Source organism: Pseudomonas sp. 9Ag, assembly GCF_902506445.1.
Taxonomy (GTDB): Bacteria; Pseudomonadota; Gammaproteobacteria; order Pseudomonadales; family Pseudomonadaceae; genus Stutzerimonas; species Stutzerimonas stutzeri_AB.
In genome coordinates this window covers 2059491-2085159 of record NZ_LR733836.1, presented here as the reverse complement: position 1 = coordinate 2085159, position 25669 = coordinate 2059491, and the positions used below count along the sequence as shown (strand labels likewise).

The window sequence follows — 25669 nt, the reverse complement described above, 5'->3', positions numbered from 1 at the left end:
GGACAGCAACGTGCCAGAGGTTGGCCTGACCACAACCTTCAAGCGTTTACCTTGACCTGCGTCAACCTGTAACGGGGTAATCGACGCACCCTTGCGGTTTAATGCTGTCAGTAATGCGTGCTTTGACTAACAAGCCAGGGGCTGGTGGCTTACTGACGAGGGGTGGTTAATGTTCGGTTTGGAAGCGCTTGAGCTTGCGCGAATCCAGTTTGCTTTCACGATTTCGTTCCACATCATCTTTCCGGCGATCACCATTGGTTTGGCGAGTTTCCTGGCGGTGCTGGAAGGTCTGTGGCTGAAAACGAAGCGCCAGGTCTATCGAGATCTCTACCATTTCTGGCTGAAGATTTTTGCCGTCAACTTCGGTATGGGAGTGGTCTCTGGCATCGTCATGGCGTACCAGTTCGGCACGAACTGGAGCGCCTATTCCGAGTTTGCTGGGAGCGTCACGGGGCCGTTGCTGGCTTATGAGGTGCTTACCGCATTCTTCCTGGAGGCGGGTTTCCTCGGCGTCATGTTGTTTGGCTGGAACCGCGTTGGCGCCGGGCTGCATTTCTTTTCGACATTGATGGTCGCAGTCGGCACCTTGATTTCAACCTTCTGGATCCTGGCATCCAACAGCTGGATGCATACCCCACAGGGTCACGAGATCATCGATGGCATCGTGATTCCAGTGGACTGGTTTGCCATCGTCTTCAACCCGTCGTTTCCTTACCGTCTGACCCACATGGCGATCGCGGCGTTTCTAGCGACGGCGTTCATGGTAGGCGCCTCTGCCGCATGGCACCTGCTGCGCGGCAACGACAACCCCGCAGTGCGCAAGATGCTTTCCATGGCAATGTGGATGGCGCTGATCGTTGCGCCAATCCAGGCGGTGGTGGGGGATTTCCATGGTCTCAACACCCTGGAGTATCAGCCCGCCAAGATCGCCGCGATGGAGGGCCACTGGGATAACGCTTCAGGTGAGCCGACGCCGCTACTGTTGTTTGGCTGGCCGGACATGGAGCGGGAAGAAACGCGCTACAAGGTCGAAATTCCTTATTTGGGCAGTCTGATTCTCAAGCACAGCCTGACCGAGCAGATCCCGGCGCTGAAGGACTTCCCCAAGGAGGACCGGCCCAATTCAACCATTGTCTTCTGGACCTTCCGGATCATGGTTGCGTTGGGGCTGCTGATGATCTTCACCGGTTTCTGGAGTCTGTGGCTGCGTCGCGGCGGCAGACTGTTTCACTCCAAGCCATTCTTGCGTCTCGCATTGTTGATGGGCCCGTCGGGGATTCTCGCGATTCTCGCCGGTTGGTTTACCACCGAGGTTGGGCGGCAGCCCTGGGTGGTGTACGGAATCATGCGGACTGCCGATGCGGTATCCAACCATAGCGCCGGGCAGCTGGGGCTGACCCTGGCGATGTTCGTCCTGATCTACTTCGCGGTATTCGGCATTGGTTTCGTCTACGTCCTTCGTCTGATCGGCAAAGGGCCGATCATCAATGAAGGCAACGAGAAGGGCGCCGGTGGGCCGGGCGAGAAGCGCACGCCGATGCGGCCACTGTCCGCAGCAGACGAGGCGATCCCTCACGATCATGGTGACCAACTGGGCGAGAGGAACTGAGTTATGGGAATTGATCTTTCGCTGATCTGGGCCGTCATCATCATCTTCGGCATCATGATGTACGTGGTGATGGATGGGTTCGATCTGGGTATTGGCATCCTCTTTCCGTTTCTGGCCGATACCTCCGAGCGTGATGTCGCGATGAATACCGTGGCGCCGATCTGGGACGGCAACGAGACCTGGCTCGTCCTAGGTGGGGCCGGACTGTTCGCCGCGTTCCCGCTGGCTTATTCGGTTGTGCTTTCGGCGCTGTACCTGCCGATCATCTTCATGCTGATGGGGTTGATCTTTCGTGGTGTGGCGTTCGAGTTTCGCTTCAAGGCCAGCGCGGCCCGGCAGCACGTGTGGGACAAGGCCTTTGTTGGTGGCTCGCTGGCCGCAACCTTCTTCCAGGGGGTCGCACTTGGGGCCTTCATCCATGGCTTCCCTGTGGCTGATCGCGCTTATGCCGGTGGCCCACTGGACTGGCTGACGCCGTTCTCGGTGTTCTGCGGTCTGGCCCTAATCGTGGCGTATGCCTTGCTTGGCTGCACCTGGCTGATCATGAAAACCGCCGGTGACCTGCAGAAACGCATGCATGACATCGGTATTCCGCTGGTCTGGGCGGTGCTGGCCGTTACTGGCATCGTCAGTATCTGGACGCCGCTGACCCATCCGGACATCGCGGAGCGCTGGTTCAGCATGCCGAATCTGATCCTGTTCCTACCGGTGCCGATTCTCGTGCTGGCGTGCACCTTCGGGCTGCTGCGATCAATCAAGCGTTACGCCCATTATTCTCCGTTCCTGTTTACCCTGGCGCTGATCTTCCTGGGTTACAGCGGACTCGGGATCAGCCTCTGGCCAAATATCATTCCGCCATCCGTCACCATCTGGGAAGCCGCTGCGCCACCCCAGAGCCAGGGGTTCACTTTGGTTGGGGCGCTGCTGATCATTCCGCTGATCCTCATGTACACCGCCTGGAGCTATTACGTGTTTCGCGGAAAGGTCAGTGCAGAAGACGGCTATCACTGAAACGGGCCGTCACGGAGCGATATATGCAAAACAAGCACGAAAGCGGTGCAGCCGAGCCCAAGCCGCTGTGGAAGCGCATGACCTGGTTGGTTCTGATCTGGTCAGCAAGCGTACTCGCCCTGGGAGTAGTGGCCTGGCTGATCCGACAGGCGATGACTGCAGCGGGCTTGACCTCGCCCTGATCACCGAGCTAGAGCCTTTGAGCGAACGTGCGGCGATATGGCGCGTTGTGGCTACAGCCTGCTGAGGCTATTTAATGGTCATCCGCGCTGTGAAGTGCTTCATGTTTCCGTCATGTATGCAGGTTAGTTTCGCTGGCATGGACTTTGAAAAGCAGAACTAGGCAAACCTGAGAAGAGGATCGTTTCTATGGACGACTATCAAGACGAAATACTCGAATGGCATGCATCTGAGCAGGATGGGCCAGAGCCTGCTGACGACGCGTTCGAGCTTTGACGGATCACTCGGCGCGCCGTTGTGCGCGCCGATATTCTCCCGGCGTCTGTCCGCTCCAACGTTTGAACGCCCGCTGAAAGGCTTCCGCCGAAGAAAACCCGAGTAACCAGGCGATCTCGCCGAACGCCGATTCGGTGTCGCGGATGTAAGCCATGGCGAGATCTCGCCGAGTGTCGTTGAGAATCGCTCGGTAGCTGGTGCCTTCTTCATCCAACTTTCTGCGCAGCGTCCAGGGCGGCAGTTGCAACCGTCCTGCGACCTGCTGCAGATCAGGTTCCTGGCCCTTGAGCATTGGCCCGAGCAGCTCAGCCACGCGCTCGCGGAGGCTGCGGGTGCGGGTGCGGAGCTCCAGTTCAGCTTCGCAAAGCTCAAGAAGCTGGCGCCAGGTGCCCGGGCAGTGTTCCGGGTTACGGAGCGCCAGCGTCGCCTGATCCAACCGCAGCTGATTGTGCTCCGATGCGAACTCGACGGGTTTTCCAAAAAACGTTTCGTAACGCGCGGCGTAGTTGGGGCGCTGAAATTCGATCTGTACCGCAACCGAAGTGAGCGGTTGGCCCGCGACCGCACCAAGTTGCGTAACCCAGCTCGCCAATACTGTGTCTACGACAAACTGGTTGTAGCAGTTGTATGGGCTGATCGAATAGAACCTGAGCCAGGCGCCGGTCGCATCCTCATGAAATCCTGAGGCGCCTCGGTAGTTGCTCGCATAGAGCGGCTCGTAGCGAATCAGCGCACGTGCAGCTTCGCGCACCGTAGGGGCTTGGGCCGAGGTCACCCCGACGAGTCCGAGGTGACCGGCCTTGCGTAGCCGCCCCATTTCGATCCCAAGCCCAGGATCTCCCACCAGCTGCATGGCCGCATGACCCAGCCGCATGTAGCGGGGGATCGACAGTCGCGCTCGCGGCTCCGACAGCCGCGCATGGTCGAGACCGTACGCGTCCAGCAGCGGTTGTGGGTCGATCTGTTGTTCCTGCAAGGCGCTGACCAGGCTGTGCACGAAGCCGACCGAAAGATCACCGAGGCGAACCCGTTGATGATTCATGGTCGACTTGGCAGCCACAGGTTGTTCAATCGCACCGGCTCGCCGTGAAGGTGTCTTGTCGGTCTGCGAGGTGAACCCACGAGATTCCAGGGTAGTCCGAGTGTCTGCACCTCCATCCGTGCCAATGTTGCCGTTGTGCTCAGGTTCGCGCCGCAGGTGTTCAGCGGTTCGTCACGCGCACCCGGCACCGCCAGCAGCTCGGCTTCTTCGGAGATGTGTCGTGTATAGCCGTCACAGCCGAGCAGCACGATCAAACGCCCAGCTGGTGTCTGGAGCACCGATGGTGCCCGGTCCTCAGGCGCTTCGCTGTAACGGCGCTCGTAACGGCTCAGATGCTTCTTGTACTGCAGCGGGCCCAGCACATTGCCGTCTGGCATAAACGTTAGACTGACCTGCCGAAGCGGCCCGCTACCGCTTCGCAGTCGACCCTCGTCCAGATAGGGTTCAGGCAGCACGATCGAGCCGGCGACGAGCGTCACGCCATACGCTTTCGCCAGACCTCCAAAAATTTCCTGATAATCATCGGCCATTTTCCGTGCCTTGAGCTTCATTACCGCTTCGGTGCGGCGATCATCCCCTTCGTTATCCAGCAACGCCCGCAGGTAGTCCCATGGATTGCTCAGCGCCATCCATTGCATGGCGTTGCGTAGCGTACGGGCCTGCTGGACTTCAGGCTTCTCGCCGAGGGCGAACAAGCCGGTGCCGACATGCTCGGGCAGAACTGCAACGGTTCGGGCATTCAGCAGTCCGGCTGCTCGCGCCTGGTCCAGGTAGGTGGCGAACTTCAACCGCAATCGTTCGCGGCTCTGGTAGTCCGCCGGCATCAGCCGGGTCTCGATACCGAGCAGGTTGCCGGTCTCACTCGGCTGGCCCTGACTCTCGATTGGCAAGATCCGGAGATCGGACAGCAGAGCCCCACTGCGACGATCACGGGTCCAGTCGAGATAGATGATGAGCGCCGCCAGGGCGACAACGGCGACGCCGAGCAACTTGCTATAGGTGCGCATGGGATACAGAACCGAAGGTGTTGCGCAGAGCCTAGGCATCGTGCTGCCGTTTGCCAAGCGTTTTGCGCGTTTCAGTCAGATAGTTGTAATTTTCGGTCATTGAGCGCGCGGCAGGTGCTGTTTATCGTCACGGCATTGCGACTGCGCCCAACAGAGGCGTGGCGACCGACCGAAGTATTACTGGCACTGGCTGTGCCGCCTGATCGAGGAACGAACATGACTGCTTTTCCGCATCTACTGGCTCCGCTGGACCTTGGTTTTACCACGCTGCGCAACCGAACACTGATGGGCTCGATGCACACCGGCCTGGAAGAGATGCCCAACGGTTTCGAGCGCATGGCCGCCTTTTTCGCCGAGCGGGCCCGTGGAGGTGTTGGCCTGATCGTCACCGGTGGGGTCGGGCCGAACGAGGAAGGTTCGGTACGCGCTGGAGCAGCCAAGTTGTCGACTCAAGAGGAAGCAGAAGAGCACAAGGTGGTCACCCAGGCGGTGCACGAGGCAGGGGGCAAGATCTGTATGCAGATTCTCCACGCCGGGCGGTATGCCTACAGCCCTCAGCTGGTAGGACCTAGCGCCATCCAGGCGCCGATCAACCCCTTTACGCCACGCGAGCTGGACGAAGAGGGCATCGAAAAACAGATCCGTGACTTCGTCAACTGCGCAAGTCTGGCTCAGGAGGCTGGCTACGACGGCATCGAAATCATGGGGTCGGAAGGCTACTTCATTAACCAGTTCCTGGTAGCCCACACCAACCACCGCACCGACCGGTGGGGCGGCAGCTACGAAAACCGTATGCGTCTACCGGTTGAAATCGTCCGTCGCGTACGCGAAGCGGTTGGTTCCGAATTCATCATTATTTATCGCCTCTCGATGCTCGATCTGATGGAAGGCGGCAGCACCTGGGACGAGGTACTGATGCTGGCAAAGGCCATTGAGCAAGCCGGTGCCACCTTGATCAACACCGGAATTGGCTGGCACGAGGCTCGTATTCCGACGATTGCCACCAAGGTGCCGCGCGCGGCTTTTACCAAGGTAACGGCGAAACTGCGCGGCCAGGTCGGCATTCCGCTGGTCACTACCAACCGCATCAACACGCCGGAAGTCGCCGAGCAGGTCCTGGCAGAAGGTGATGCAGACATGGTGTCCATGGCGCGTCCGTTCCTTGCTGATCCTGATTTCGTCAACAAGGCGGCCGCGGACCGCAGCGAGACTATCAATACCTGTATCGGCTGCAACCAGGCCTGTCTGGACCATACGTTCAGCGGCAAGCTGACCACCTGCCTGGTCAATCCACGGGCGTGCTACGAGACCGAGCTGAATTACATCCCCACCACCACGATAAAGAAAATAGCGGTGGTGGGTGCGGGCCCGGCTGGCTTGGCGGCTGCTACCGTAGCAGCGGAGCGTGGCCATCAGGTGACGCTGTTTGACTCGTCGAGTGAGATTGGCGGTCAGTTCAATATCGCCAAGCGTGTGCCGGGCAAGGAAGAGTTCTTCGAAACCCTGCGCTACTTCAAGAGCAAGCTGCAGAGCACTGGCGTTGATGTCCGCCTGAACACCCGCGTCAGTGCGGCTGACCTGCTGGCGGGCGGCTTCGATGAGATCATTTTGGCAACCGGTATCGCGCCGCGCACACCGGATATCCCAGGTATCGATCATCCAATGGTGATCAGCTACATAGACGCGATCCTGCAACGCAAGCCCGTTGGGCAGCATGTGGCAGTGATCGGGGCCGGTGGGATCGGCTTCGACGTGTCGGAATTCATCACACACAACGGCCTATCGACCAGCCTCGACAGAGAGGCATTCTGGCGCGAGTGGGGTATCGATCTCGCGCTGGAAGCTCGGGGTGGGGTTGCCGGCGTTCAGCCGGAGCCGCATGCGCCGGCACGGCAGGTCTATCTCCTGCAGCGCAAGAAGTCCAAAGTGGGCAACGGCCTGGGCAAGACAACCGGTTGGATTCACCGCACGGGGCTGAAGAACAAGCACGTGCAGATGATCAGCGCCGTTGAATACCTGGCGGTGGACGATAAAGGCCTGCACATCCGTGTGGCCGATGGCGAGCCGCAGGTGCTTCCGGTTGATACGGTCATTGTCTGCGCCGGCCAGGACCCATTGCGTGAATTGCAGGCCGAACTCGAGGCGGCCGGGCGTCAGGTTCACCTGATCGGCGGAGCCGATGTCGCCGCAGAACTCGATGCCAAGCGCGCCATCAACCAGGGTTCACGGTTGGCCGCTGAAGTCTGATCCAGACAAGTCCCGCTTCTCACACAGTCTGTTTGGCGGGACTTTTTCGTATAGGAGCGACGATGTGAGTACATCCCTTGCGCTACAACCGCCCGCTGGCGAAACCTTGAAACGGTGGCATCAGATGATTGCAGCAGGAGATCTGAGCCGGCTTCCGGAGCTCTTGCATCCGCAGGCGGTGTTCCGCTCGCCGATGGCCTTCGTGCCTTACGAAAGCGCGGCAGCGGTCAATCTGATTCTCAATACAGTGGTGACGGTGTTCGAAGATTTTGCCTACCACCGCGAGTTGGCGAGCACCGATGGGGCAGATGTCGTGCTGGAGTTCAGTGCGCGCGTCGGTGACCGTCAACTCAAGGGCATCGACATGATTCGCTTCGATGAAGCAGGGCTGATCACCGATTTCGAAGTGATGGTTCGGCCGATGAGCGGACTGCAGGCGCTCGGCGAGGAGATGGGCCGGCGCCTGGCACCTCAGCTCGCGGCACTGAAAGGCCGACAGGCTTAGTCCGACCCGTTCACACTTTGTCGGTGGCGTTTCGACAGGTGCTCCTGGTGCCGAAGTCGCTGCCAACCCAGTCACATTGCCGGTTTCGCTTTTTCCCCTACACTTTGCGCCAACCATGGGCTAGCGGGGCGCCACGAACCCGCAGCGCGGATTCCCGCGGGCCGTTTCAAGTTGTTGAGGAAGCCGAGCATGCAGATCAAACCGCAGACGGTCGAGGCCGTACTGTTCTTCAATGATGGCGGCGTCTGCAAGGAAATGCTCTACCCCGAGTTCGAGGCCATGCTCGATGGGGTGGTGAGCATGCGGGAATTTGCCGATCAGCAGATGCGGGTCGCGTATGTGCTGATCAACCCTCGGCTACAGATTCGCGCGGCGGTTTTCTTCTATCTCGATTTCGACGAGGACGGATCAGCCGACAGTGGCTGGAATATTCCGCTGCGCAGCCTTGCCGAACGCACCGGGCGCGGGCCGGACCTCGGCGCCGGGCCGATTCGCCTGGCCTGTCGTAGCCAGTGCCCGGTGTCCTGGCACCAGATGCACTTATGGGACCCGGACTTGACGCCTGGCAAGAATCACTTCGTCATGTTGCGTGATCGCATCAAGCGCAACCAGTTGGGGCTGCTGGTCGAAGAGGAGACATCGCAAACCGTGCCCGCCGAGCGCCTGCAAATGGTGGCCGAAGATACCTGGTACGCGCCGGACGCGGCCAAGCAGGTCGCCACTCGCCGCGCCGAGCAGTTTGAAAAGGAACAACGACTCAAGGCTGCGCAGTTGATCAAGCAGCAGCGTTTGCGCATTGCCAGCCTGGAACAGTTGCGTGAGGCCGACATCAGCAAACTTCGAGAGCTGGCCGCTCAACAGCAAGCAACGCTGCAGAACGAACTGGCTCGATTGCGTGGCGAGTTGCTTGAGCAGGAGCAGCAGACAGTGAAACTTCGCGCGCAGCTCGCAGAGCAGGCCGAGGGCTTCCAGAAGACCCGCGAAGAGATGAGCCGGCAGTTGCGTGCGGTTGAGCACAACAGTCGCGACGAAGCTGACGCTGCCCGGGCGCGCTTCAGCACCGAGGTGCAGGTGCAAGTCGCCGCAGCGGTGGCCGAATACAAGGAACAGGTTGCTATCCGGGACGTCGAGCTGGCTTATCGCAACGAACTGGATGCGCAGCTTCAGGATGAGATCGAAGCGCTGCAGAAGCAGGTCGGGGTGCTGACCGAGCAGACTGGTGACCGGGTGCTTGAACGTCTTTCCCGGCTCGGCGTGATATTCATGGCTTATCATCCAGGCGCCGGGCATCTGACCATCGCTCTGCAGGACATGGCGGGTTATCAGGAGAATCCGCTGGCCTATGCCGCCGCCAAGTGCGGTGTGTCCGAGGAGCAATACGGCAAGTGGGTTCAGCATTATCAGCAACCAACCTGTGTGGCCAGTCTCTCGACGGGCGAGCGCTGCAACATGCCGTTGGATAAGGTCGATTCACCCGCACGCTTCGTGATTGGCGAGTCCAACTGTTGCGCCAGGCACCGGTCTCAGGATCGCCTGCGTACCGGTAGCTGACAGGGTCGCTATCATTTCTGTGTCCATCCCCTGTCTGGCCTCGATACCGCTGCAGCGGCTTGATTTGCCTTGGCTGCACGCAGCCAATGTTCAGGTTGCCATGCTGCGCCTGGATCTGATCGACCCCGAGCTGTCCGGCAACAAATGGTTCAAGCTCGTCCACCACCTCGCTGCGGCACAGGCCGGCGGCGCGTCAGGGCTGATCAGCGTTGGCGGTCCTCATTCCAATCACTTGCATGCGCTGGCGGCGGCGGCCAAGCGTCACGGCCTGGGCAGCGTTGGGCTGCTGCGCGGCCATCCGCAGCAAACAGCGACTGTCGAAGACTTGCAGCGCTTCGGCATGCAGTTGCACTGGCTGGGTTATGGCGGTTATCGCGATCGGCACCGGGCGGATTTCTTCGATACCTGGCGCGATCGATATCCCGACTACTACAGCGTGCCTGAAGGTGGCGGCGGGCTTGCTGGTGCGCTGGGTTGCGCTCCGTTGGTCGGTCACGTGCAAACTCGCCTGGCCGCCCTCGGCTGGGCGGATTACGAAGGCTGGTGGCTTGCCGCGGGCACCGGTACCACCTTGGCCGGGTTGGTGGTCGGTGAGGCGCAGCAGCGCAGGAGAACGGTCCATGGAGCCCTGGCAGGCCCGCCTTCGCACGGTGTAGCGGACGAGGTGAGTCGATTGCTGCATGACGCCGGCACAGCCGATTCTGGGTATCAGCTGATTGATGCCTGCCGCGGTGGCTTCGGTCGATTCGACGAGCCGCTGGCTCGGTTCCTGCGGGAGACCGAAGCGATGGCAGGGGTGCCGCTGGAGCCTGTTTACACGGCCAAGGCGATGATGGCATTGCGCCTTAGTGTACAGGGCGGTTATTTTGCCGCTGGTACGCGGCTCATCTTCGTGCACACCGGTGGCCTGCAGGGCAGGAGAGCTGCCAAGGCGCAACTGGAAGAGCTGCTGCGCTGACCTCTCGCTCCCTTGGAATTCATGGATGAACAAGCCGCTAGCTTCGGATCTGCTCCAACGCCTGGTTCCGCTCAACACGCTGCCGTCTCGGTATTTGCAGGAGATTCGTCATCAGTTGGTGTCGCGTACCCTCGCGCCAGGCGAGGTGCTGTTCGATGAGCAGACGCCGTCGGGTCTGAGCTATTTTCTGCTCAGCGGCACCCTGTTGCAGCTGACGCCGGATGGCGAGCGTCGTTTGGTTGCGGGCTCGTCTGAAAGTTGCCATGTTTTTGCCTCCAGCGTACGGCTGAACAGGGTCTGCGGCCTGGAAGATGCCAGCGTGTTGTGCATCGACAGTGCGCTGCTCGAGCGCCTTGTGACATGGCAGCATGCCAATGCCGATCTGCTGTTGGAGCTGGCAACGGCAGGTGAGCTGACCGACTGGCTCGAAGCGCTGCTGGAAAACCCGCTGTTCGCCAAGGTGCCTCCAGCAAACGTACGCGACATGCTTACCAAGCTCGAAACCATCGACCTTCCGGCCGGCCACGTGCTGCTGCGTGAAGGGGAGGCCGGCGACTGTTGCTACTTTCTGAAGAGTGGCCGCGCCGAGGTTATGATCGGCCTTGGCAGCGCCAGCCAGGTAGTGGCGGAGCTGGACGTCGGAGCCTGCTTCGGGGAAGAAGCGCTGCTGACCGACGCACCGCGTAACGCCACCGTTACGCTGATCGAGGATGGCTGCGTGCTGAAGCTGGCGCGCGAGAATTTCGTTGCGCTATTGAAAGCGCCGGTGGTTGACGAGCTCAGCCTCGAGGAGGCCAACGCGCTGATCGAGCAGGGTGCTCAATGGCTGGATGTCCGGTTGCTGGAAGAGTATGAGCGGGGGCATGCCCAGCAAGCGCTGACGATGCCACTGCATCTGTTGCGGCTGAAGACGCGATTGCTGAAGCAGGATCGGTTGTACCTGTGTTACTGCGACAGCGGCAAACGCAGCGCCAGCGCGGTGTTTCTGCTGACGCAGTTGGGCTTCAGCGCGTATCCGCTGCGGGGCGGCCTCGACGGGCTGTCGGCGGAGGATTATGCGATGTTGCTCTGTGAGCAGGGTAACGGTTACCTCGCACGTTCCGGCGGACGTACCGAACTCAGCGGCTGAGCCGATGTGATCCTAGCTCAGCATGACAAGTAGCCAGCCGCCGATGCCACCGGCCATTACCACCAGCCAGGGCGGCAACTTCCACACCATCAGGGCCGCCAGAGCAATCGCTGCCAGGACAATGTCAACAGGGCCATAAATCGCGCTGGTCCACACCGGATCGTACAGCGCAGCAAGTAACAGGCCGACCACCGCCGCATTCACACCGCCCAGTGCAGCCTGCATCCTTCGATTGGCGCGCAGACGATCCCAGAAAGGCATAGCGCCAAATACCAGTAGAAACGAGGGGATGAACACGGCAATCAGGCACAGCGCGGCGTTGATCAGACTGCTGCCGCTGCCAATTGAGGCCCCGAGAAAAGCTGAGAAGGTGAACAGGGGTCCTGGGACCGCCTGGGCTGCGCCGTAACCGGCCATAAACGTGTCGTTGCTGACCCAGCCGTTGGGCACGACTTCGGCTTGCAGTAGCGGCAGCACCACATGGCCTCCCCCGAAGACCAAGGCCCCGGCGCGGTAGAAGCTGTCGACCATCGCCACCAGCTGGTTGCTCGAGACAGCAACCAAGGCGGGCAGCAGCAGCAGTAAGGCAAAGAACAGCAGCAACGCCAAGACGCCGGCTGTTCGGCTCACGCGAGGCTGGAAGGGCGTCAGGCCGGACGCCGCAGCCGGACGAAACAACAGCAACCCCGTCAGACCGGCGATGGCAATGACGACCAGCTGCGCCCAGGCACTGGCCAACAGCAGAACAGCGCATGCAGCCAGCAGGGCGATAGCGATACGCGGGCCATCGGTGCACAGATTGCGCGCCATTCCCCATACCGCCTGAGCCACGACCGCGACCGCGACGATTTTCAGTCCGTGGAGGACTCCGTCAGGCAAGCTGTCCCCCCAGCGGCCGACGCCGAGCGCGAACAATGCCAACGCGATTGCTGAGGGCAGGGTGAATCCCGTCCAGGCCGCCAGCGAACCGCGATAGCCGCCCCTCAACAACCCTATGGCGATCCCGACCTGGCTGCTCGCCGGGCCGGGGAGAAACTGACAGAGCGCAACCAGGTCCGCATAGCCTTGCTCGTCGAGCCAGCGCCGGCGGTGGACGAACTCTTCACGGAAATACCCCAGATGCGCCACCGGACCGCCAAATGAGGTCAGACCCAGGCGCAGGAATAACAGAAAAATTGTCCACGGATTCGAGTGCTCCGGGGCGTTTGAATGGAGCTGGTCCGAGCTCATCGAGGCTGACCCTTGCGGTGAAAGGAGGTGGCACTGCTGTCGCCGCTCAAGTCTGCAGGATGCGGATGACGTTTTCACGTCAGCTGCGGCTCAGTGAGCCGGCCAGGCGCTGGGTACCAGGAACAGACGCTCCTGTTCGAGCCAGGTTCCGTTCACCTGCGGCTCCAGGCGCACCAGCATTTTCGCCTGGCGCTGACCCTCTACTTCGCTGAGCCAACGATCGAAATCGGCGCGCTTCCAAACGTCATCCAGCGGCATCTGCGCAGGTGCCAACCATGCATGCCGGGGTAGCGGTTGCCAGGTGGCGCGATCGTCGTATCCAGCGAAGCTGGCCCAGTCTTGGTGACGCAGCCAGCGCCCGCCCAGATGTCTTGGGTCGGCGCCAACAGGCGCAGAGCACCTGCTTGCTAGCGGCCGGAACAGATAGCCGCCCAGCCACAGTGCGCTGTTGATCTGGGCGCAGGTCAGCTCGCTGAGCAGCAGCTGCGCGGCGGGCTCCGACGGCAGCCTGAGTTGATGCTCGCAAAGTCGCCGCAGCTTGATATCGAGCCGGTCGTGGCTGCCGGGGCCCAGCCAGCGATCGTGCCGTGCGCTGTCGCCGTCCAGCCCAAGGTAGAACTTAACGGCCAGTTCCAGGTGATGGACGCCTTCCCGGTCGCGCAGGAGCAGATCCAGTTCGCCCAGGGTATGACCGCCTTGACGGATCGGCAGATTCGCCACCAGCAGATCGATATCCGGCGCCTGGCACAACGCAAATTGCCAGAGCCGCTCGTAATAAAGGCCCAGCCGCCGAACACTGCGTTGTGCAAGCCAGGCATCAAGAACGCCCGGCTGCGTGTCGAGCAGGCGCAGCCAGTCCGCGAGTTCATCAGGCTGCTCAGCCCAGCGGCTGGCCGTGAGGGGGTGTCGCTGTGGTGCCGGGGCTTCGCTCAGCAAAGGTGGCGAAAGCAGCGCCCAGGCGAGATCCCGCACGGCGGGGTGCTGCAAGCTGGGAAGCAGATCACCAAGACAAGGAAGATTCATGCAAGCAGCATAGCCGAGGTTGGTTTGCTGCCACTTCCAGCTTTCGCCCATAATTCGTCGGCTGCATTGCGACAGGGAATCCAGGTCAACACAGGGCGTTGAACTTGAGTGTGCCTACGCGACACCAAATCAGTGCCTGTTAAGCTTCGGCCGGTCGGTGTTTCTTCTGTCGCGCAATTGCTTGTCACCCGTCTCGCCTCAGGGAGCTTCAATGGATCAGTTCCGCAATATCGGCATCATCGGCCGCCTGGGCAGTTCCCAGGTGCTGGATACCATCCGCCGGTTGAAGAGATTCCTCGTGGAGCGCCACCTGCACGTGATTCTCGAAGAAAACATCGCTGAGGTGCTGCCTGGCCATGGCATGCAGACCTCGTCGCGGCAGCGTCTCGGCGATTCCTGCGATCTGGTGATCGTGGTGGGTGGCGACGGCAGCCTGCTGGGCGCGGCGCGTGCGCTGGCCAAACATCGGGTCCCGGTGCTGGGGATCAACCGTGGCAGCCTTGGGTTTCTCACCGACATCCGCCCTGATGAGCTGGAAGAGAAGGTCGCGGAGGTGCTCAGTGGGCAATACACCCTCGAGAATCGTTTCCTGCTTGAGGCTCAGGTGCGGCGCTTCGAGGAGTCCATCGGCGAAGGCGATGCGCTCAACGACGTGGTGCTGCATCCCGGCAAGTCGACCCGGATGATCGAGTTCGAGCTGTACATCGATGGTCAGTTCGTCTGCAGTCAGAAGGCCGACGGGCTGATCATTGCCACCCCCACAGGCTCTACGGCCTATGCGCTGTCCGCCGGCGGGCCGATCATGCACCCACGCCTGGATGCGATCGTGGTTGTTCCGATGTACCCGCATACCTTGTCCAGCCGGCCGATCGTGGTGGATGGCAACAGCGAGCTGAAAATCGTCGTTTCCCCGAACATGCAGATCTATCCGCAGGTCTCCTGTGATGGGCAGAACCATTTCACCTGTGCGCCAGGCGATACCGTCACGGTGCGCAAGAAGCCGCAAAAGCTTCACCTGATCCACCCGCTTGACCACAATTATTACGAGGTCTGCCGCACCAAACTTGGCTGGGGCAGCCGACTCGGTGGAGGGGAATAGTGTTTGTCGACCCGGAGCGCAGCTACGACCTGATCGGGGACGTGCATGGTTGTGCCCACACCTTGACCCGCCTGCTCGAGCAGCTGGGCTATCGTCAGCACGGGGATGTGTGGCGGCATCCACGCCGACAAGTGATCTTTCTTGGCGACATCATTGATCGCGGCCCTCGAATTCGCGAGGCGCTGCATTTGGTCCATGCAATGGTTGAAGCGGGACAGGCGCATTGCATCATGGGCAATCACGAATTCAACGCGCTGGGCTGGTATACCCCGGCACCGCCCGACAGCGGCAAGACCTTCGTTCGTGATCACACGCCGCGTTACGCCATGCTGTTGCAGCATACCTTTGAGCAGTTCGAGCAATATTCGGAAGAGTGGAGTGCCTTCCGCGAGTGGTTCATGACCTTACCGCTGTACCTCGAAAGCGAGCGTTTTCGCGTCGTGCATGCGTGCTGGGACAACGCTGTGATTAGTCAGCTGCGACTGCGGCTAAGCCAGGGGCGCGTCGATCTGGATTTTCTGCGTGACGCGGCGTTCAACCAGGGCTTCGCTGCCAAGGCGCTGGATCGGCTCCTGCGCGGCACCGACATGCCCCTGCCGGAAGGCCTGACCTTGACCAGTGCTGAAGGCTTCACCCGCAGTTTTTTCAGGACGAAGTTCTGGGAAGAGAACCCCAAGACCTATGGCGATATCGTTTTTCAGCCCGACGGCCTGCCGGAGAAGGCTGCGCGGATGCCGCTCAGCGAAAGCCAGAAAAATAAACTGTTGCTCTATGGCCCCGATGACCCGCTGTTGTTTGTCGGGCACTACTGGCGCAGCGGAACGCCGGCGCCGATTCGGCCCAACCTCGCCTGTCTTGATTACAGCGCGGTGAAATACGGCAAGCTCGTCGCCTACCGGCTCGATGAGGAAACCAGACTCGACCCGGCGAAGTTCGTCTGGGAAGACGTGGAGCGATAGATGAACATCGTTGAGGCGCTGCGCCTGCCATTGTCAGAAGACCTGAGCGGATTCATCGCCTTGTTGCATCGCCTGCAGGTCCCATGCCGGGTCTCCGAAGAGTCCGGCGAGCAGGTGTTGCGGGTACCGGCGGCAACCGCCGAGCAGGTCCGAGAGCTGTATCAGCGCTACCCCAGGGGCGATGGCGCTGTGGTAGCCGAACAACCGGCACGCCGGGGCGGCGATTTCTTAGCCAGCCTTCGCCGCAGCCCGCTGACAGCAGCCGTGTTGCTGCTGACGATGATCGCCGCCGCGATCACCATGCTTGGTGAAAACTTCGAGACCATCCGCTGGTTCAGCTTTGGTGACTTCCGCATCGACGGTGACTACGCCTACTTTGCGACGCTCGAGCAGACGCTGGCCGCCGGGGAGTGGTGGCGACTAGTGACACCCATCTTCGTCCATTTCGGCTTCCTGCATCTGGCCATGAACTCGATGTGGTACTGGGAACTCGGGCGGCGCATCGAATATCGACAAGGTGCGCTGATGTTGCTTGGCCTGACGCTGGTGTTCGGTGTCGTGTCCAACGTGGCGCAATATAGCTACGGCGGTCCGGGCCTATTTGGCGGTCTATCCGGCGTGTTGTACGGACTGCTCGGGCATTGTTGGCTGTACCAGAAACTGTCGCCCGACGAGTCCTACCGGCTGCCCCCAGGCGTTGTGGTGCTGATGCTGGTCTGGCTGGTGATCTGCCTGACGGGCGTGATCGAAGTGGTCAGCTTCGGCGCCTTGGCGATTGCCAACGCAGCCCACGTTGGCGGGCTGATGGCCGGCTGCTTGACGGGCATTCTAGGGGGGTTGCTGTCACGCCGCAAGGCCGCGGTCTAGTGCAGCACAACGGCTGATCGGTTTTCCCTAAAACCGCGCCGCTCGGTAGAATGCGCCCTCGTTTCCCCGGGAGCCGGTCATGTCGTCCTTTATCGAAGCCATCGAAAACATCACCCCTGAAATCTACGAAAACCTGAAGACCGCCGTCGAGCTGGGCAAGTGGAGCGACGGCCGCAAGTTGACGCCCGAGCAGAAAGAAACCTGCCTCGGCGCAATGATTGCCTGGGAGATGAAGAATCTGCCGGAAGAGGAACGCACCGGCTACATGGGTGGCCAGGAATGCGCCTCCAAGAGCAAGAACAAGGCGTCTATCGATACCAGCCTGTTTTCACCCGCTTCCGGGACCCGACACTGATGCTCGAGCTGGGACGCGGCGCCCTGAGCAAGATGTCGATTCAACTGGGTGATCAGGCCCAGTATTCCTTCCGCCTGAACGACACGCTGGTTCCGGTCAATCCACTGATCGGCAAGACGATTCGGCTGGAGTACCTGGGCGCCATCCATTGCAGCCACTGTGGCCGTAAGACCAACAAGAGTTTCAGCCAGGGTTATTGCTATCCCTGCTTCAAGAAACTGCCGCAATGCGACATCTGCATCATGAGCCCGGAAAAATGCCACCACGACTTCGGCACCTGCCGCGATCCGCAGTGGGGCATGGACTTCTGCATGACCGACCATGTGGTGTATCTCGCCAACTCGTCGGGCATCAAGGTCGGCATCACACGAGCTACGCAACTGCCGACGCGCTGGCTCGATCAGGGCGCCAGCCAGGCGCTGCCGATCATGCGCGTCGCGACTCGACAACAGTCGGGTATGGTCGAAGACCTGTTGCGCAGTCAGGTGGCAGACCGCACCAACTGGCGCGCACTGCTCAAAGGCGATGCAGAGCCCATTGATCTGGTCGAGATCCGTGAACAGATCTTCGATGCTTGCGCCGAAGGGCTGCGTGAGCTGCAGCAGCGCTACGGGCTACAGGCGATCCAGCCAGTGGCCGATGCACAGGTGCTGGAGATCCGCTACCCCGTTGAGGCCTACCCAACCAAGATCGTCAGCCTGGACCTGGAAAAGACGCCGGTGGTCGAAGGCACCCTGCGGGGCATCAAGGGTCAATATCTGATTCTCGATACAGGCGTTATCAACGTTCGCAAGTTCACGTCGTATCAGGTAGCTGCAAGCAGCGCGGCGTAGGGTGGATCACACGTCACCGATCCACCGGGTGGCGATCCACCGGGTGGCGATCCACGGGTGGCCGTCCACCCAAATGAACACAGCGGCAGATTATTGGTGGATGTAGAAAGCGACATCCACCCAACGGATCGATCATGCAGGTACTGGTTGGATCACGCATGACGATCCGCCCAACAAATGCTATTCACTTGCAGCTTCAAGCTCGCCGCTTTTAGCTGCCTCGAAGAGGCCCAGCCGATGCGCACCGAACAACCGAAAGTCATTCATCTCAAGGATTATCAGGTTCCGGATTACCTGATCGATGAAACCCACCTGACCTTCGAGCTATACGAGGACCGCACCATGGTCCATGCGCAGCTGGTCATGCGGCGGAACCCGGAGGCCGGTGCCGGTCTGCCTTCCCTGCGGCTGGATGGCCAGGATCTCGAGTTGCTATCGCTGGCGATCAACGACCGTCAGCTCGGCCTGGGTGATTACGAAATAGGCGAAGAAAGCCTGACGCTGCAGCCCGACGCGGCGAACTTCACCCTCGACAGCACAGTGGTGATTCACCCTGAAAGCAACACGGCGTTGGAAGGCCTCTACAAATCCGGCAGCATGTTCTGCACCCAATGTGAGGCCGAGGGCTTCCGCAAGATCACCTATTACCTGGACCGCCCGGATGTGATGAGCACCTTCACCACGACGGTCAGCGCCGAGAAACAGGCCTATCCGATCCTGCTGTCTAACGGCAATCCGCTGGCCAGCGGCGAAGAAGACGACGGCCGTCACTGGGCGACCTGGGAAGATCCATTCAAGAAGCCAGCCTATCTGTTCGCCCTCGTAGCGGGTGACCTCTGGTGTATCGAGGACAGCTTCACCACCATGAGCGGTCGGGATGTGGCGCTGCGCATCTACGTCGAGCCGGAGAATGTCGACAAATGCCAGCACGCCATGGACAGCCTGAAGAAGTCCATGAAGTGGGACGAGGAAGCCTACGGCCGCGAATACGATCTGGATATCTTCATGATCGTCGCGGTCAACGACTTCAACATGGGCGCCATGGAGAACAAGGGCCTCAACATATTCAACTCCAGCGCCGTGCTGGCGCGCGCCGAAACGGCTACCGATGCTGCTCACCAGCGCGTCGAGGCCATCGTCGCTCACGAGTATTTCCACAACTGGTCCGGCAACCGCGTGACTTGCCGCGACTGGTTCCAGCTGTCGCTGAAGGAAGGCTTCACGGTATTCCGCGACTCGCAGTTCTCCGCTGATATGAACTCGCCGACGGTGAAGCGCGTCGAGGACGTGTCCTACCTGCGCACCCATCAGTTCGCCGAGGACGCCGGCCCGATGGCGCATTCGGTACGCCCCGAATCCTTCATCGAAATCTCCAACTTCTACACCCTGACCATTTACGAGAAAGGCGCCGAAGTGGTTCGCATGATCCAGACGCTGCTGGGCGAGGAGGGCTTCCGCAAGGGCAGCGACCTCTACTTCGAGCGGCATGATGGCCAGGCGGTCACTGTTGACGATTTTGTCAAAGCCATGGAAGACGCGAACGGCGCCGACCTGACCCAGTTCAAGCGCTGGTACAGCCAGGCTGGCACACCGCGTCTGGCTGTCAGCGAGCAATACGACGCCACCGCAAAAACCTACGGCCTGACGTTCCGCCAGAGCTGCCCACCCACGCCTGGGCAGAGCGAGAAGTTGGCGTTCGTCATCCCGGTTTCGCTGGGCCTGCTGGACGGGCAGGGCAATGAAATCGCCTTGCGCCTCCAAGGCGAAGACGCTGCAGTGGGCACTACCCGTGTGCTGGCAGTCGACCAGCCTGAGCAGACCTTCACTTTTGTCGACGTGCCAGAGCAGCCACTGCCGTCGCTGTTGCGCGGTTTCTCCGCACCAGTGAAGCTGGACTTCCCCTACAGCCGCGATCAGTTGATGTTCCTGATGCAGCATGACTCCGACGGCTTTAATCGCTGGGAAGCGGGCCAGCAGCTGTCGGTTCAGGTTCTGCAGGAGATGATCGGCCAGCACCAGCGCGGCGAAGCGTTGCAGCTGGATCAACGGCTCGTTGCTGCGCTGCGCAGCCAGCTGGAAGATGAGAGTCTCGATCAGGCCATGGTTGCCGAAATGCTGTCACTGCCGAGTGAGGCCTACCTCACCGAAATCAGTGAGGTGGCTGACGTCGATGCTATTCACGCAGCGCGCGACTTCGCTCGCCATGGTATTTCTGCTGCTCTGTACGATCTGCTCTGGAAGCGTTATCAGGCCAATCGCGAGGTGTCGCGCCAGACGGCCTATGTCGCTGAAGCCAGCCATTTTGCCCGTCGCGCCTTGCAGAACATCGCGCTGTCCTACCTGATGCTCAGCGGCAAGCCGGACGTGGTGGCCGCGTGCGTGGACCAGTTCGAGCAGGCCGATAACATGACCGAGCGCCTGACGGCGTTGGCGGTATTGGTCAATTCAGACTTCGAGGCCGAGCGCGCCAAGGCACTGGAAGCCTTTGCCGAGCACTTCAAGGACAACCCGCTGGTCATGGATCAGTGGTTCAGCGTCCAGGCCGGCAATACGCAACCGGGTGGCTTGGAGCGCGTCCAGCATCTGATGCAGCATCCGGCGTTCACGCTGAAGAACCCGAACAAGGTGCGTGCGTTGATCGGGGCCTTCGCCAATCAGAACCTGGTCAACTTCCACCGTGCCGATGGCGCCGGTTACCGCTTCCTCGCTGACCAGGTCATCGTACTCAACGAGCTCAATCCGCAGATCGCTTCACGGCTGCTGGCACCGCTGACCCGCTGGCGCAAGTACGATGCCGGTCGTCAGGGCATGATGAAAACAGAGTTGGAGCGCATCCTGGCCTCCGGGGAGTTGTCGAGTGATGTCTACGAGGTGGTAAGCAAGAGCCTTGCCTGATCAGGGCTGCGACTTGAGGCAATGACTGTCGAAAATCCCGCGCTTGCCGTGGGATTTTTCGTTCACAGAGGTGCTAGCCGGTCGCGATCAGACATCCCCTTCCTATGCCGGAGAAGAAGAGCGCCAAGCGCCGTGCCATAAGGCATACCTATCACGCAACATCATTGAGCCATGCTTAACAAAACATAACGTCCAGCCAATTGCCGCCGCTTTCGAAAGCCCTATAGCATGGCCTCGCCTGCCTTCCTACGCAGGCCTTACCTAATAAGAATAAAGGGGGTATGTATGAGTGAGCCCGTCATGTGGCGCACACCGGTTGGCCGCGTGGAAAAAACGACCCGCACGCCGATGTTCCGTAGTCAATCGCCGCTGGCAAGAACGCTCTCGCTCTGCAGTGTTCTCTCCATCCTGTTTCTAGCCGCGCCTGCTCAGGCCCAAAACCCTGCCGAGCCGGGCGTTCGATATGCGATCGAATCGCAGAAAGCCGCCACCAGCTTGCTTCTCGATATTGCCCATGCCGGCAAGCGTCTGGTGGCGGCCGGTGATCGCGGCCACATCCTCTATTCCGACGACGGTGGTTCCAGCTGGACCCAGGCCAAGGTGCCTACCCGGCAGCTGCTGACGGCGGTGTATTTCGCTGACGAACAGCACGGTTGGGCGGTCGGTCACGACGCGCTGATCCTCGGTACCACGGACGGTGGTCAGACCTGGACGCAGCAGTACGAGAACCGCGAAGGCGAAGTGCCGCTGCTCGACGTCTGGTTCGAGAATGCCCAGCACGGTTTCGCCACCGGAGCTTACGGCGTGTTGTTGGAAACCACCGACGGCGGCGAGAACTGGGAAGACGTTGCCGATCGCCTGGACAACGAGGACGGCTCTCACCTCAATGCCATTGCCGAGATTCCCGGGTCCGGCCTGTTCATCGTTGGCGAGATGGGCGGCATGTTCCGCTCCGCCGACATGGGTGAGACCTGGGAGCGCGTCGAGTCGCCTTATCAGGGCTCGTTCTTTGGCGTCGTTGGTGGTGGCGAGCCGGGTGTCGTGGTCGTGTTTGGCCTGCGCGGCAACCTGTTCCGCTCAACCGATTTTGGCGATAGCTGGCAAGCCATCGAGCTGTTGGACGATGGTGATGCGGTCGAGTCGGGACTGGCTGATGGCAACAGGCTGGCCGATGGACGCATCGTCGTGGTTGGCCACGGCGGCACCGTGCTCAGCAGCGAGGACAACGGAAAGAGCTTCACGCTGTTTAGCCGGCCTGACCGGCGCTCCCTGTCGGGCGTCGTCGGCAACCCGGGTGGCAATCTGGTCCTCGTCGGGCAGAGCGGCGTCCGGATCGTTTCGCCGACCGGCGCCAACCTGCCCGTACAACAACAATAAGCCGGAGCCAACATGACCAAGCATCAGCAGAAGCCGGCGTCTTTTCTCGAGCGCCTGATATTCAACAATCGACCGGCAGTGATCCTCGTCTGCCTGTTGATCAGCGTGTTCCTGTTCTATCAGGCCGCCCAGGTTCGTCCTTCGACCAGCTTCGAAAAGATGATCCCGCTGGGGCATCCCTACATTCAGAACATGCTCCAGCATCGCGATGATCTGGCCAACCTGGGCAACACGGTGCGGATCTCCGTGGCAGCCAAGGACGGTGACATCTTCGCCAAGGACTACATGGAAACACTGCGTCAGATTCATGACGAAGTGTTCTATATCCAGGGTGTTGATCGCTCCAACATGAAGTCGCTTTGGAGTCCCAGCGTTCGCTGGACCGAGGTGACGGAGCAAGGCTTCGCCGGCGGTGAGGTCATCCCGCAGACCTATGACGGGTCGCCGGAAAGCCTCGATGACCTTCGCAGCAACATCCTCAAATCCGGTCAGGTTGGGCGTCTGGTTGCCAACGACTTCAGGTCCAGCATCATCGATGTGCCGCTGATGGAGTCCTACTCGGATCCGGAAGATCGCAGCAAGCAGATCAAGCTCGACTACCAGAAGTTCTCTCATGAGTTGGAAGAGAAGATTCGCGACAAGTACGAGGCGCAGAATCCGAATGTGGAGATTCACATCATCGGTTTCGCCAAGAAGGTCGGTGATCTGATTGATGGTCTGGTCGGCGTTGCGCTGTTCTTCTTTGTCGCCATCGGCATCACCCTGGCGCTGCTGCTGTGGTTCACCCGCTGCTTCAAGAGCACCATCGCGGTCGTCGTGACCACGCTTATCGCCGTTGCTTGGCAGCTCGGTCTGCTGCACACGCTAGGCTTCGGGCTCGATCCTTACTCGATGCTGGTCCCGTTCCTGGTATTCGCCATCGGTATTTCCCACGGCGTGCAGAAGATCAACGGCATCGCCATGGCTTCCGGCGAAACCGACGATCCGCTTGCGGCTGCGCGGATGGCATTCCGTCAACTGTTCATCCCAGGCATGGTGGCGCTGGCCTCCGATGCCGTTGGCTTCGTGACGCTGCTACTGATCGACATCGGTGTAATCCGCGAACTGGCGATCGGTGCTTCGCTGGGTGTGGCGGTCATCATCCTGACCAACCTGATCCTGTTGCCGGTGGCGATTTCCTACATGGGCATCAGCCAGCGCGCAGTCAAGCAGGCTCGAGATGAGGCCGCGCGTAACCATCCGTTCTGGCGCCTGCTGTCCAACTTTGCCAACCCGATCGTCGCGCCGATATCCATTGTCATCGCGCTGCTCGCCGTGGGTGGAGGACTCTGGTACGGACAGAACCTGAAGATCGGCGACCTTGACCAGGGCGCACCGGAACTGCACCCGGATTCGCGCTACAACCTCGACAACGATTTCGTCATCAGCAACTACTCGACCAGTTCGGACGTGCTGGTGGTGATGGTGAAAACGGCGCCCGAGGGCTGCGCCCATTACGACACGCTCGCCGCCATGGACGAGCTGATGTGGAAAATGGAGAACACCGAGGGTGTCCAGTCAGCGGTGTCGATGGTCACCGTGGCGCGGCAAAGCATCAAGGGCATGAACGAGGGCAGCCTGAAGTGGGAGACCTTGTCTCGTAACCAGTTCGTGCTGAACAGCTCCATCGCGCGTGCCGAAGGCATGTACAACAGCGATTGCTCGCTCGCGCCGGTGCTGGTGTTCCTCAATGACCACAAAGCCGAGACGCTGGAGCATGTTGTTTCTGCGGCCCGCGAGTTCGCCGAGGAAAACAACCGCGAAGGGCTAGAGTTCGTCCTTGCTGCAGGCAATGCCGGTATTGAAGCAGCGACCAACGAAGTCATCGCCGCCTCCGAAACCACCATGCTGATTGCGGTCTACGCAGCGGTGAGTTTCATGTGCTTGCTGACCTTCCGCTCTGTCGCTGCGACCCTGTGCATCGTCCTGCCGCTGGTCCTGACCTCCATCCTAGGCAACGCGCTGATGGCCTTCATGGGGATTGGCGTAAAAGTCGCGACGCTGCCGGTGATCGCGCTCGGGGTGGGTATTGGTGTGGACTACGGCATCTATATCTACAGCCGTCTGGAATCCTACCTGCGCCAGGGCATGACGCTGCAGGATGCCTATTACGAAACCCTGAAGTCGACAGGCAAGGCGGTGGTTTTCACCGGCATCTGCCTGGCCATCGGTGTGTTCACCTGGGTGTTCTCGGCGATCAAGTTCCAGGCTGACATGGGCCTGATGTTGACCTTCATGTTCCTCTGGAACATGGTCGGCGCGATCTGGCTGCTGCCTGCATTGGCGCGCTTCCTGATCAAACCGGAGAAGCTGCGGCAGAAGGCGTGATGCTCGAGCCGTGACAAAAAACCGCGACCTCAGGGTCGCGGTTTTTTTATAGCCCGCTTGATTTGCAGATGACGCACCCAGTTATGGCTGAACGTCTTTGATCAGTTGCAACTTGACTGGATAGCCCTGGGCAGGCTGCACCACGGTTTCGGTCTCGGTGATGTTTAACACTTTGCCGCTCGGGTCTTTTGTCACCGTTACGGTATTGGTGTACGTGCTTTGCACCACGCAGCCTGTCAGCAAGGCCGCAGCAGCTAGGACAGCGTATATGCGGGTTATTCATCGGTTGGCTCCGTGCCTTGAGCGTGGGGCGCGGAAACTACCATCACATTGCCATCATGGCCACCGAACCAATCAAACGCCTTTGTGAGTCCAATGCACGCAGGCTATGCGATTCGGCTCAAAACCTGCGTTACGGCCTGCGCCGCGACCTCACCGATGACCAGAATCGCTGGGCTTTTGAGCTGAAAAGCGGCTGCGTCAGTGCACATCACACCGAGCTGCGAACGACATTCGCGTTGCTGTGGTAATGAGGCGTTTTCGATCATCGCCACCGGGGTGCTGGCCGACAGGCCGCCTTCCATGAGACCGAGCCGAACCTGCTGCAAGCTGCTCACGCCCATGTAGACGACCAGGGTGGTGCCGGTTTGCGCCAGCGCATGCCACTCGGGGCCGCTGCCGTCGAGCGTGTGCGCGGTGACCAGTGTCACGCCGCGTGCCACGCCGCGCTGGGTCAGCGAGATACCGCACTGTGTGGCGCCGGCCAGGCCGGCGGTGATGCCATTCACCAGTTCGACCTCTATCCCGCGCTGGGCCAGCCATTCGGCTTCTTCGCCACCACGGCCAAAGATGCATGGATCGCCACCTTTCAGGCGCACCACGCATTTGCCCTGGCGTGCATAGCGCAGCATCAACCGATGGATGAAGGCTTGTGGTGTCGACCGGCAGCCGCCGCGTTTGCCCACTGGGATCACCCGCGCGTTGGGGCAGTGTTCGAGCATGGCGGGATTGACCAGATCATCGATCAGTACGACCTGTGCCTCACCCATGGCGCGTACGGCCTTGAGTGTCAGCAGCTCCGGATCACCGGGCCCCGCGCCAACCAGCCAGACTTTTGCGCTCATGTTTCCACCTCACCTGTTGCTTTAA

At 60.5% G+C, this 25669-nt stretch carries 21 protein-coding genes; 16 read left to right on the top strand and 5 right to left on the bottom strand.

All coding sequences use genetic code 11. The features are described 5' to 3' along the window. The first annotated feature begins 169 nt into the window (after positions 1-169). From ALTERO38_RS09120 to ALTERO38_RS09110, 3 genes are read left to right on the top strand one after another with little or no spacing between them, the layout of a single operon-like run. Positions 170-1609, top strand: a complete 1440-nt coding sequence (locus ALTERO38_RS09120; protein WP_159968180.1) for a cytochrome ubiquinol oxidase subunit I — start codon at positions 170-172, stop codon at positions 1607-1609. Between the two features lie 3 nt (positions 1610-1612). Next, a complete protein-coding gene (gene cydB / locus ALTERO38_RS09115; protein WP_159968179.1) occupies positions 1613-2620 on the top strand; it encodes a cytochrome d ubiquinol oxidase subunit II in 1008 nt (335 codons plus the stop codon). 23 nt (positions 2621-2643) lie between these two features. Next, on the top strand, positions 2644-2802 hold the full coding sequence (locus ALTERO38_RS09110; protein ID WP_102836204.1) for a DUF2474 domain-containing protein: 159 nt from the start codon (positions 2644-2646) through the stop codon (positions 2800-2802). Between the two features lie 278 nt (positions 2803-3080). Here the strand turns inward: ALTERO38_RS09110 and ALTERO38_RS09105 are convergent, their stop codons facing one another. Continuing rightward, on the bottom strand, positions 3081-4118 hold the full coding sequence (locus ALTERO38_RS09105; protein ID WP_159968178.1) for an AraC family transcriptional regulator: 1038 nt from the start codon (positions 4116-4118) through the stop codon (positions 3081-3083). Further along, the gene (locus ALTERO38_RS09100; RefSeq protein WP_159968177.1) at positions 4115-5125 is read right to left on the bottom strand and encodes a carbon-nitrogen hydrolase; all 1011 of its coding nucleotides are present in this window, start codon (positions 5123-5125) and stop codon (positions 4115-4117) included. Before ALTERO38_RS09100 ends, ALTERO38_RS09105 begins: the two co-directional genes overlap by 4 nt. 216 nt (positions 5126-5341) lie before the next feature. Here ALTERO38_RS09100 and ALTERO38_RS09095 point away from each other — a divergent pair, with 216 nt between their 5' ends. From ALTERO38_RS09095 to ALTERO38_RS09075, 5 genes are all read left to right on the top strand, one after another. Then, complete coding sequence (locus ALTERO38_RS09095) at positions 5342-7372, top strand: NADPH-dependent 2,4-dienoyl-CoA reductase (RefSeq protein ID WP_159968176.1); 2031 nt, start codon at positions 5342-5344, stop codon at positions 7370-7372. Positions 7373-7436: 64 nt separating this feature from the next. Next, positions 7437-7877: a nuclear transport factor 2 family protein gene (locus tag ALTERO38_RS09090; RefSeq protein ID WP_256663848.1), complete on the top strand. Its 441-nt coding sequence runs from the start codon at positions 7437-7439 to the stop codon at positions 7875-7877. Between the two features lie 189 nt (positions 7878-8066). Beyond that, positions 8067-9428, top strand: coding sequence for a chromosome partitioning protein ParA (locus tag ALTERO38_RS09085; RefSeq protein ID WP_159968175.1), 1362 nt, complete (start codon positions 8067-8069; stop codon positions 9426-9428). Between the two features lie 13 nt (positions 9429-9441). After that, positions 9442-10386 carry a 1-aminocyclopropane-1-carboxylate deaminase/D-cysteine desulfhydrase gene (locus ALTERO38_RS09080; RefSeq protein WP_159969670.1) on the top strand — a complete coding sequence of 315 codons (945 nt, stop codon included), beginning with the start codon at positions 9442-9444 and terminating at the stop codon, positions 10384-10386. A gap of 25 nt (positions 10387-10411) precedes the next feature. Then, positions 10412-11515 carry a cyclic nucleotide-binding domain-containing protein gene (locus ALTERO38_RS09075; RefSeq protein ID WP_159968174.1) on the top strand — a complete coding sequence of 368 codons (1104 nt, stop codon included), beginning with the start codon at positions 10412-10414 and terminating at the stop codon, positions 11513-11515. A 12-nt stretch (positions 11516-11527) separates the two neighbouring features. Here the strand turns inward: ALTERO38_RS09075 and chrA are convergent, their stop codons facing one another. Beyond that, complete coding sequence (gene chrA, locus ALTERO38_RS09070) at positions 11528-12745, bottom strand: chromate efflux transporter (RefSeq protein WP_159968173.1); 1218 nt, start codon at positions 12743-12745, stop codon at positions 11528-11530. 90 nt (positions 12746-12835) lie between these two features. Further along, on the bottom strand, positions 12836-13768 hold the full coding sequence (locus ALTERO38_RS09065; protein WP_159968172.1) for a DUF1853 family protein: 933 nt from the start codon (positions 13766-13768) through the stop codon (positions 12836-12838). 211 nt (positions 13769-13979) lie between these two features. Between ALTERO38_RS09065 and ALTERO38_RS09060 the strand changes: the two genes are divergently transcribed. The 8 genes from ALTERO38_RS09060 to ALTERO38_RS09025 all read left to right on the top strand — a co-directional run bounded on the left by ALTERO38_RS09060 (position 13980) and on the right by ALTERO38_RS09025 (position 24520). After that, positions 13980-14867, top strand: a complete 888-nt coding sequence (locus tag ALTERO38_RS09060) for an NAD(+) kinase (RefSeq protein WP_045426155.1) — start codon at positions 13980-13982, stop codon at positions 14865-14867. Next, positions 14867-15826, top strand: coding sequence for a metallophosphoesterase (locus tag ALTERO38_RS09055; protein WP_159968171.1), 960 nt, complete (start codon positions 14867-14869; stop codon positions 15824-15826). The genes ALTERO38_RS09060 and ALTERO38_RS09055 overlap by 1 nt, the downstream gene beginning before the upstream one ends. Beyond that, complete coding sequence (locus tag ALTERO38_RS09050) at positions 15827-16693, top strand: rhomboid family intramembrane serine protease (RefSeq protein ID WP_159968170.1); 867 nt, start codon at positions 15827-15829, stop codon at positions 16691-16693. A gap of 79 nt (positions 16694-16772) precedes the next feature. Then, positions 16773-17048 (top strand): YeaC family protein, encoded by a 276-nt coding sequence (locus ALTERO38_RS09045; protein WP_159968169.1) that lies wholly within the window; start codon positions 16773-16775, stop codon positions 17046-17048. Beyond that, complete coding sequence (locus ALTERO38_RS09040) at positions 17048-17881, top strand: DUF2797 domain-containing protein (protein ID WP_102836213.1); 834 nt, start codon at positions 17048-17050, stop codon at positions 17879-17881. The genes ALTERO38_RS09045 and ALTERO38_RS09040 overlap by 1 nt, the downstream gene beginning before the upstream one ends. A gap of 237 nt (positions 17882-18118) precedes the next feature. Beyond that, the gene (gene pepN, locus ALTERO38_RS09035; RefSeq protein ID WP_159968168.1) at positions 18119-20776 is read left to right on the top strand and encodes an aminopeptidase N; all 2658 of its coding nucleotides are present in this window, start codon (positions 18119-18121) and stop codon (positions 20774-20776) included. Between the two features lie 285 nt (positions 20777-21061). After that, positions 21062-22153 (top strand): YCF48-related protein, encoded by a 1092-nt coding sequence (locus ALTERO38_RS09030; protein WP_159968167.1) that lies wholly within the window; start codon positions 21062-21064, stop codon positions 22151-22153. A 12-nt stretch (positions 22154-22165) separates the two neighbouring features. Beyond that, the gene (locus ALTERO38_RS09025; RefSeq protein WP_159968165.1) at positions 22166-24520 is read left to right on the top strand and encodes an RND family transporter; all 2355 of its coding nucleotides are present in this window, start codon (positions 22166-22168) and stop codon (positions 24518-24520) included. Positions 24521-24906: 386 nt separating this feature from the next. Here the strand turns inward: ALTERO38_RS09025 and cobA are convergent, their stop codons facing one another. Then, positions 24907-25644, bottom strand: a complete 738-nt coding sequence (cobA, locus tag ALTERO38_RS09020) for a uroporphyrinogen-III C-methyltransferase (RefSeq protein ID WP_159968163.1) — start codon at positions 25642-25644, stop codon at positions 24907-24909. Between the last annotated feature and the right edge of the window lie 25 nt (positions 25645-25669).

What these genes read in the sequence shown, in the direction of transcription:
- ALTERO38_RS09120 (WP_159968180.1), top strand. Translation starts at nt 170, where the DNA reads ATGTTCGGTTTGGAAGCGCTTGAGCTTGCGCGAATCCAGTTTGCTTTC.
- cydB (WP_159968179.1), top strand. Translation starts at nt 1,613, where the DNA reads ATGGGAATTGATCTTTCGCTGATCTGGGCCGTCATCATCATCTTCGGC.
- ALTERO38_RS09110 (WP_102836204.1), top strand. Translation starts at nt 2,644, where the DNA reads ATGCAAAACAAGCACGAAAGCGGTGCAGCCGAGCCCAAGCCGCTGTGG.
- ALTERO38_RS09105 (WP_159968178.1), bottom strand. Translation starts at nt 4,118, where the DNA reads ATGAATCATCAACGGGTTCGCCTCGGTGATCTTTCGGTCGGCTTCGTG.
- ALTERO38_RS09100 (WP_159968177.1), bottom strand. Translation starts at nt 5,125, where the DNA reads ATGCGCACCTATAGCAAGTTGCTCGGCGTCGCCGTTGTCGCCCTGGCG.
- ALTERO38_RS09095 (WP_159968176.1), top strand. Translation starts at nt 5,342, where the DNA reads ATGACTGCTTTTCCGCATCTACTGGCTCCGCTGGACCTTGGTTTTACC.
- ALTERO38_RS09085 (WP_159968175.1), top strand. Translation starts at nt 8,067, where the DNA reads ATGCAGATCAAACCGCAGACGGTCGAGGCCGTACTGTTCTTCAATGAT.
- ALTERO38_RS09075 (WP_159968174.1), top strand. Translation starts at nt 10,412, where the DNA reads ATGAACAAGCCGCTAGCTTCGGATCTGCTCCAACGCCTGGTTCCGCTC.
- chrA (WP_159968173.1), bottom strand. Translation starts at nt 12,745, where the DNA reads ATGAGCTCGGACCAGCTCCATTCAAACGCCCCGGAGCACTCGAATCCG.
- ALTERO38_RS09065 (WP_159968172.1), bottom strand. Translation starts at nt 13,768, where the DNA reads ATGAATCTTCCTTGTCTTGGTGATCTGCTTCCCAGCTTGCAGCACCCC.
- ALTERO38_RS09060 (WP_045426155.1), top strand. Translation starts at nt 13,980, where the DNA reads ATGGATCAGTTCCGCAATATCGGCATCATCGGCCGCCTGGGCAGTTCC.
- ALTERO38_RS09050 (WP_159968170.1), top strand. Translation starts at nt 15,827, where the DNA reads ATGAACATCGTTGAGGCGCTGCGCCTGCCATTGTCAGAAGACCTGAGC.
- ALTERO38_RS09045 (WP_159968169.1), top strand. Translation starts at nt 16,773, where the DNA reads ATGTCGTCCTTTATCGAAGCCATCGAAAACATCACCCCTGAAATCTAC.
- ALTERO38_RS09040 (WP_102836213.1), top strand. Translation starts at nt 17,048, where the DNA reads ATGCTCGAGCTGGGACGCGGCGCCCTGAGCAAGATGTCGATTCAACTG.
- pepN (WP_159968168.1), top strand. Translation starts at nt 18,119, where the DNA reads ATGCGCACCGAACAACCGAAAGTCATTCATCTCAAGGATTATCAGGTT.
- ALTERO38_RS09030 (WP_159968167.1), top strand. Translation starts at nt 21,062, where the DNA reads ATGAGTGAGCCCGTCATGTGGCGCACACCGGTTGGCCGCGTGGAAAAA.
- ALTERO38_RS09025 (WP_159968165.1), top strand. Translation starts at nt 22,166, where the DNA reads ATGACCAAGCATCAGCAGAAGCCGGCGTCTTTTCTCGAGCGCCTGATA.
- cobA (WP_159968163.1), bottom strand. Translation starts at nt 25,644, where the DNA reads ATGAGCGCAAAAGTCTGGCTGGTTGGCGCGGGGCCCGGTGATCCGGAG.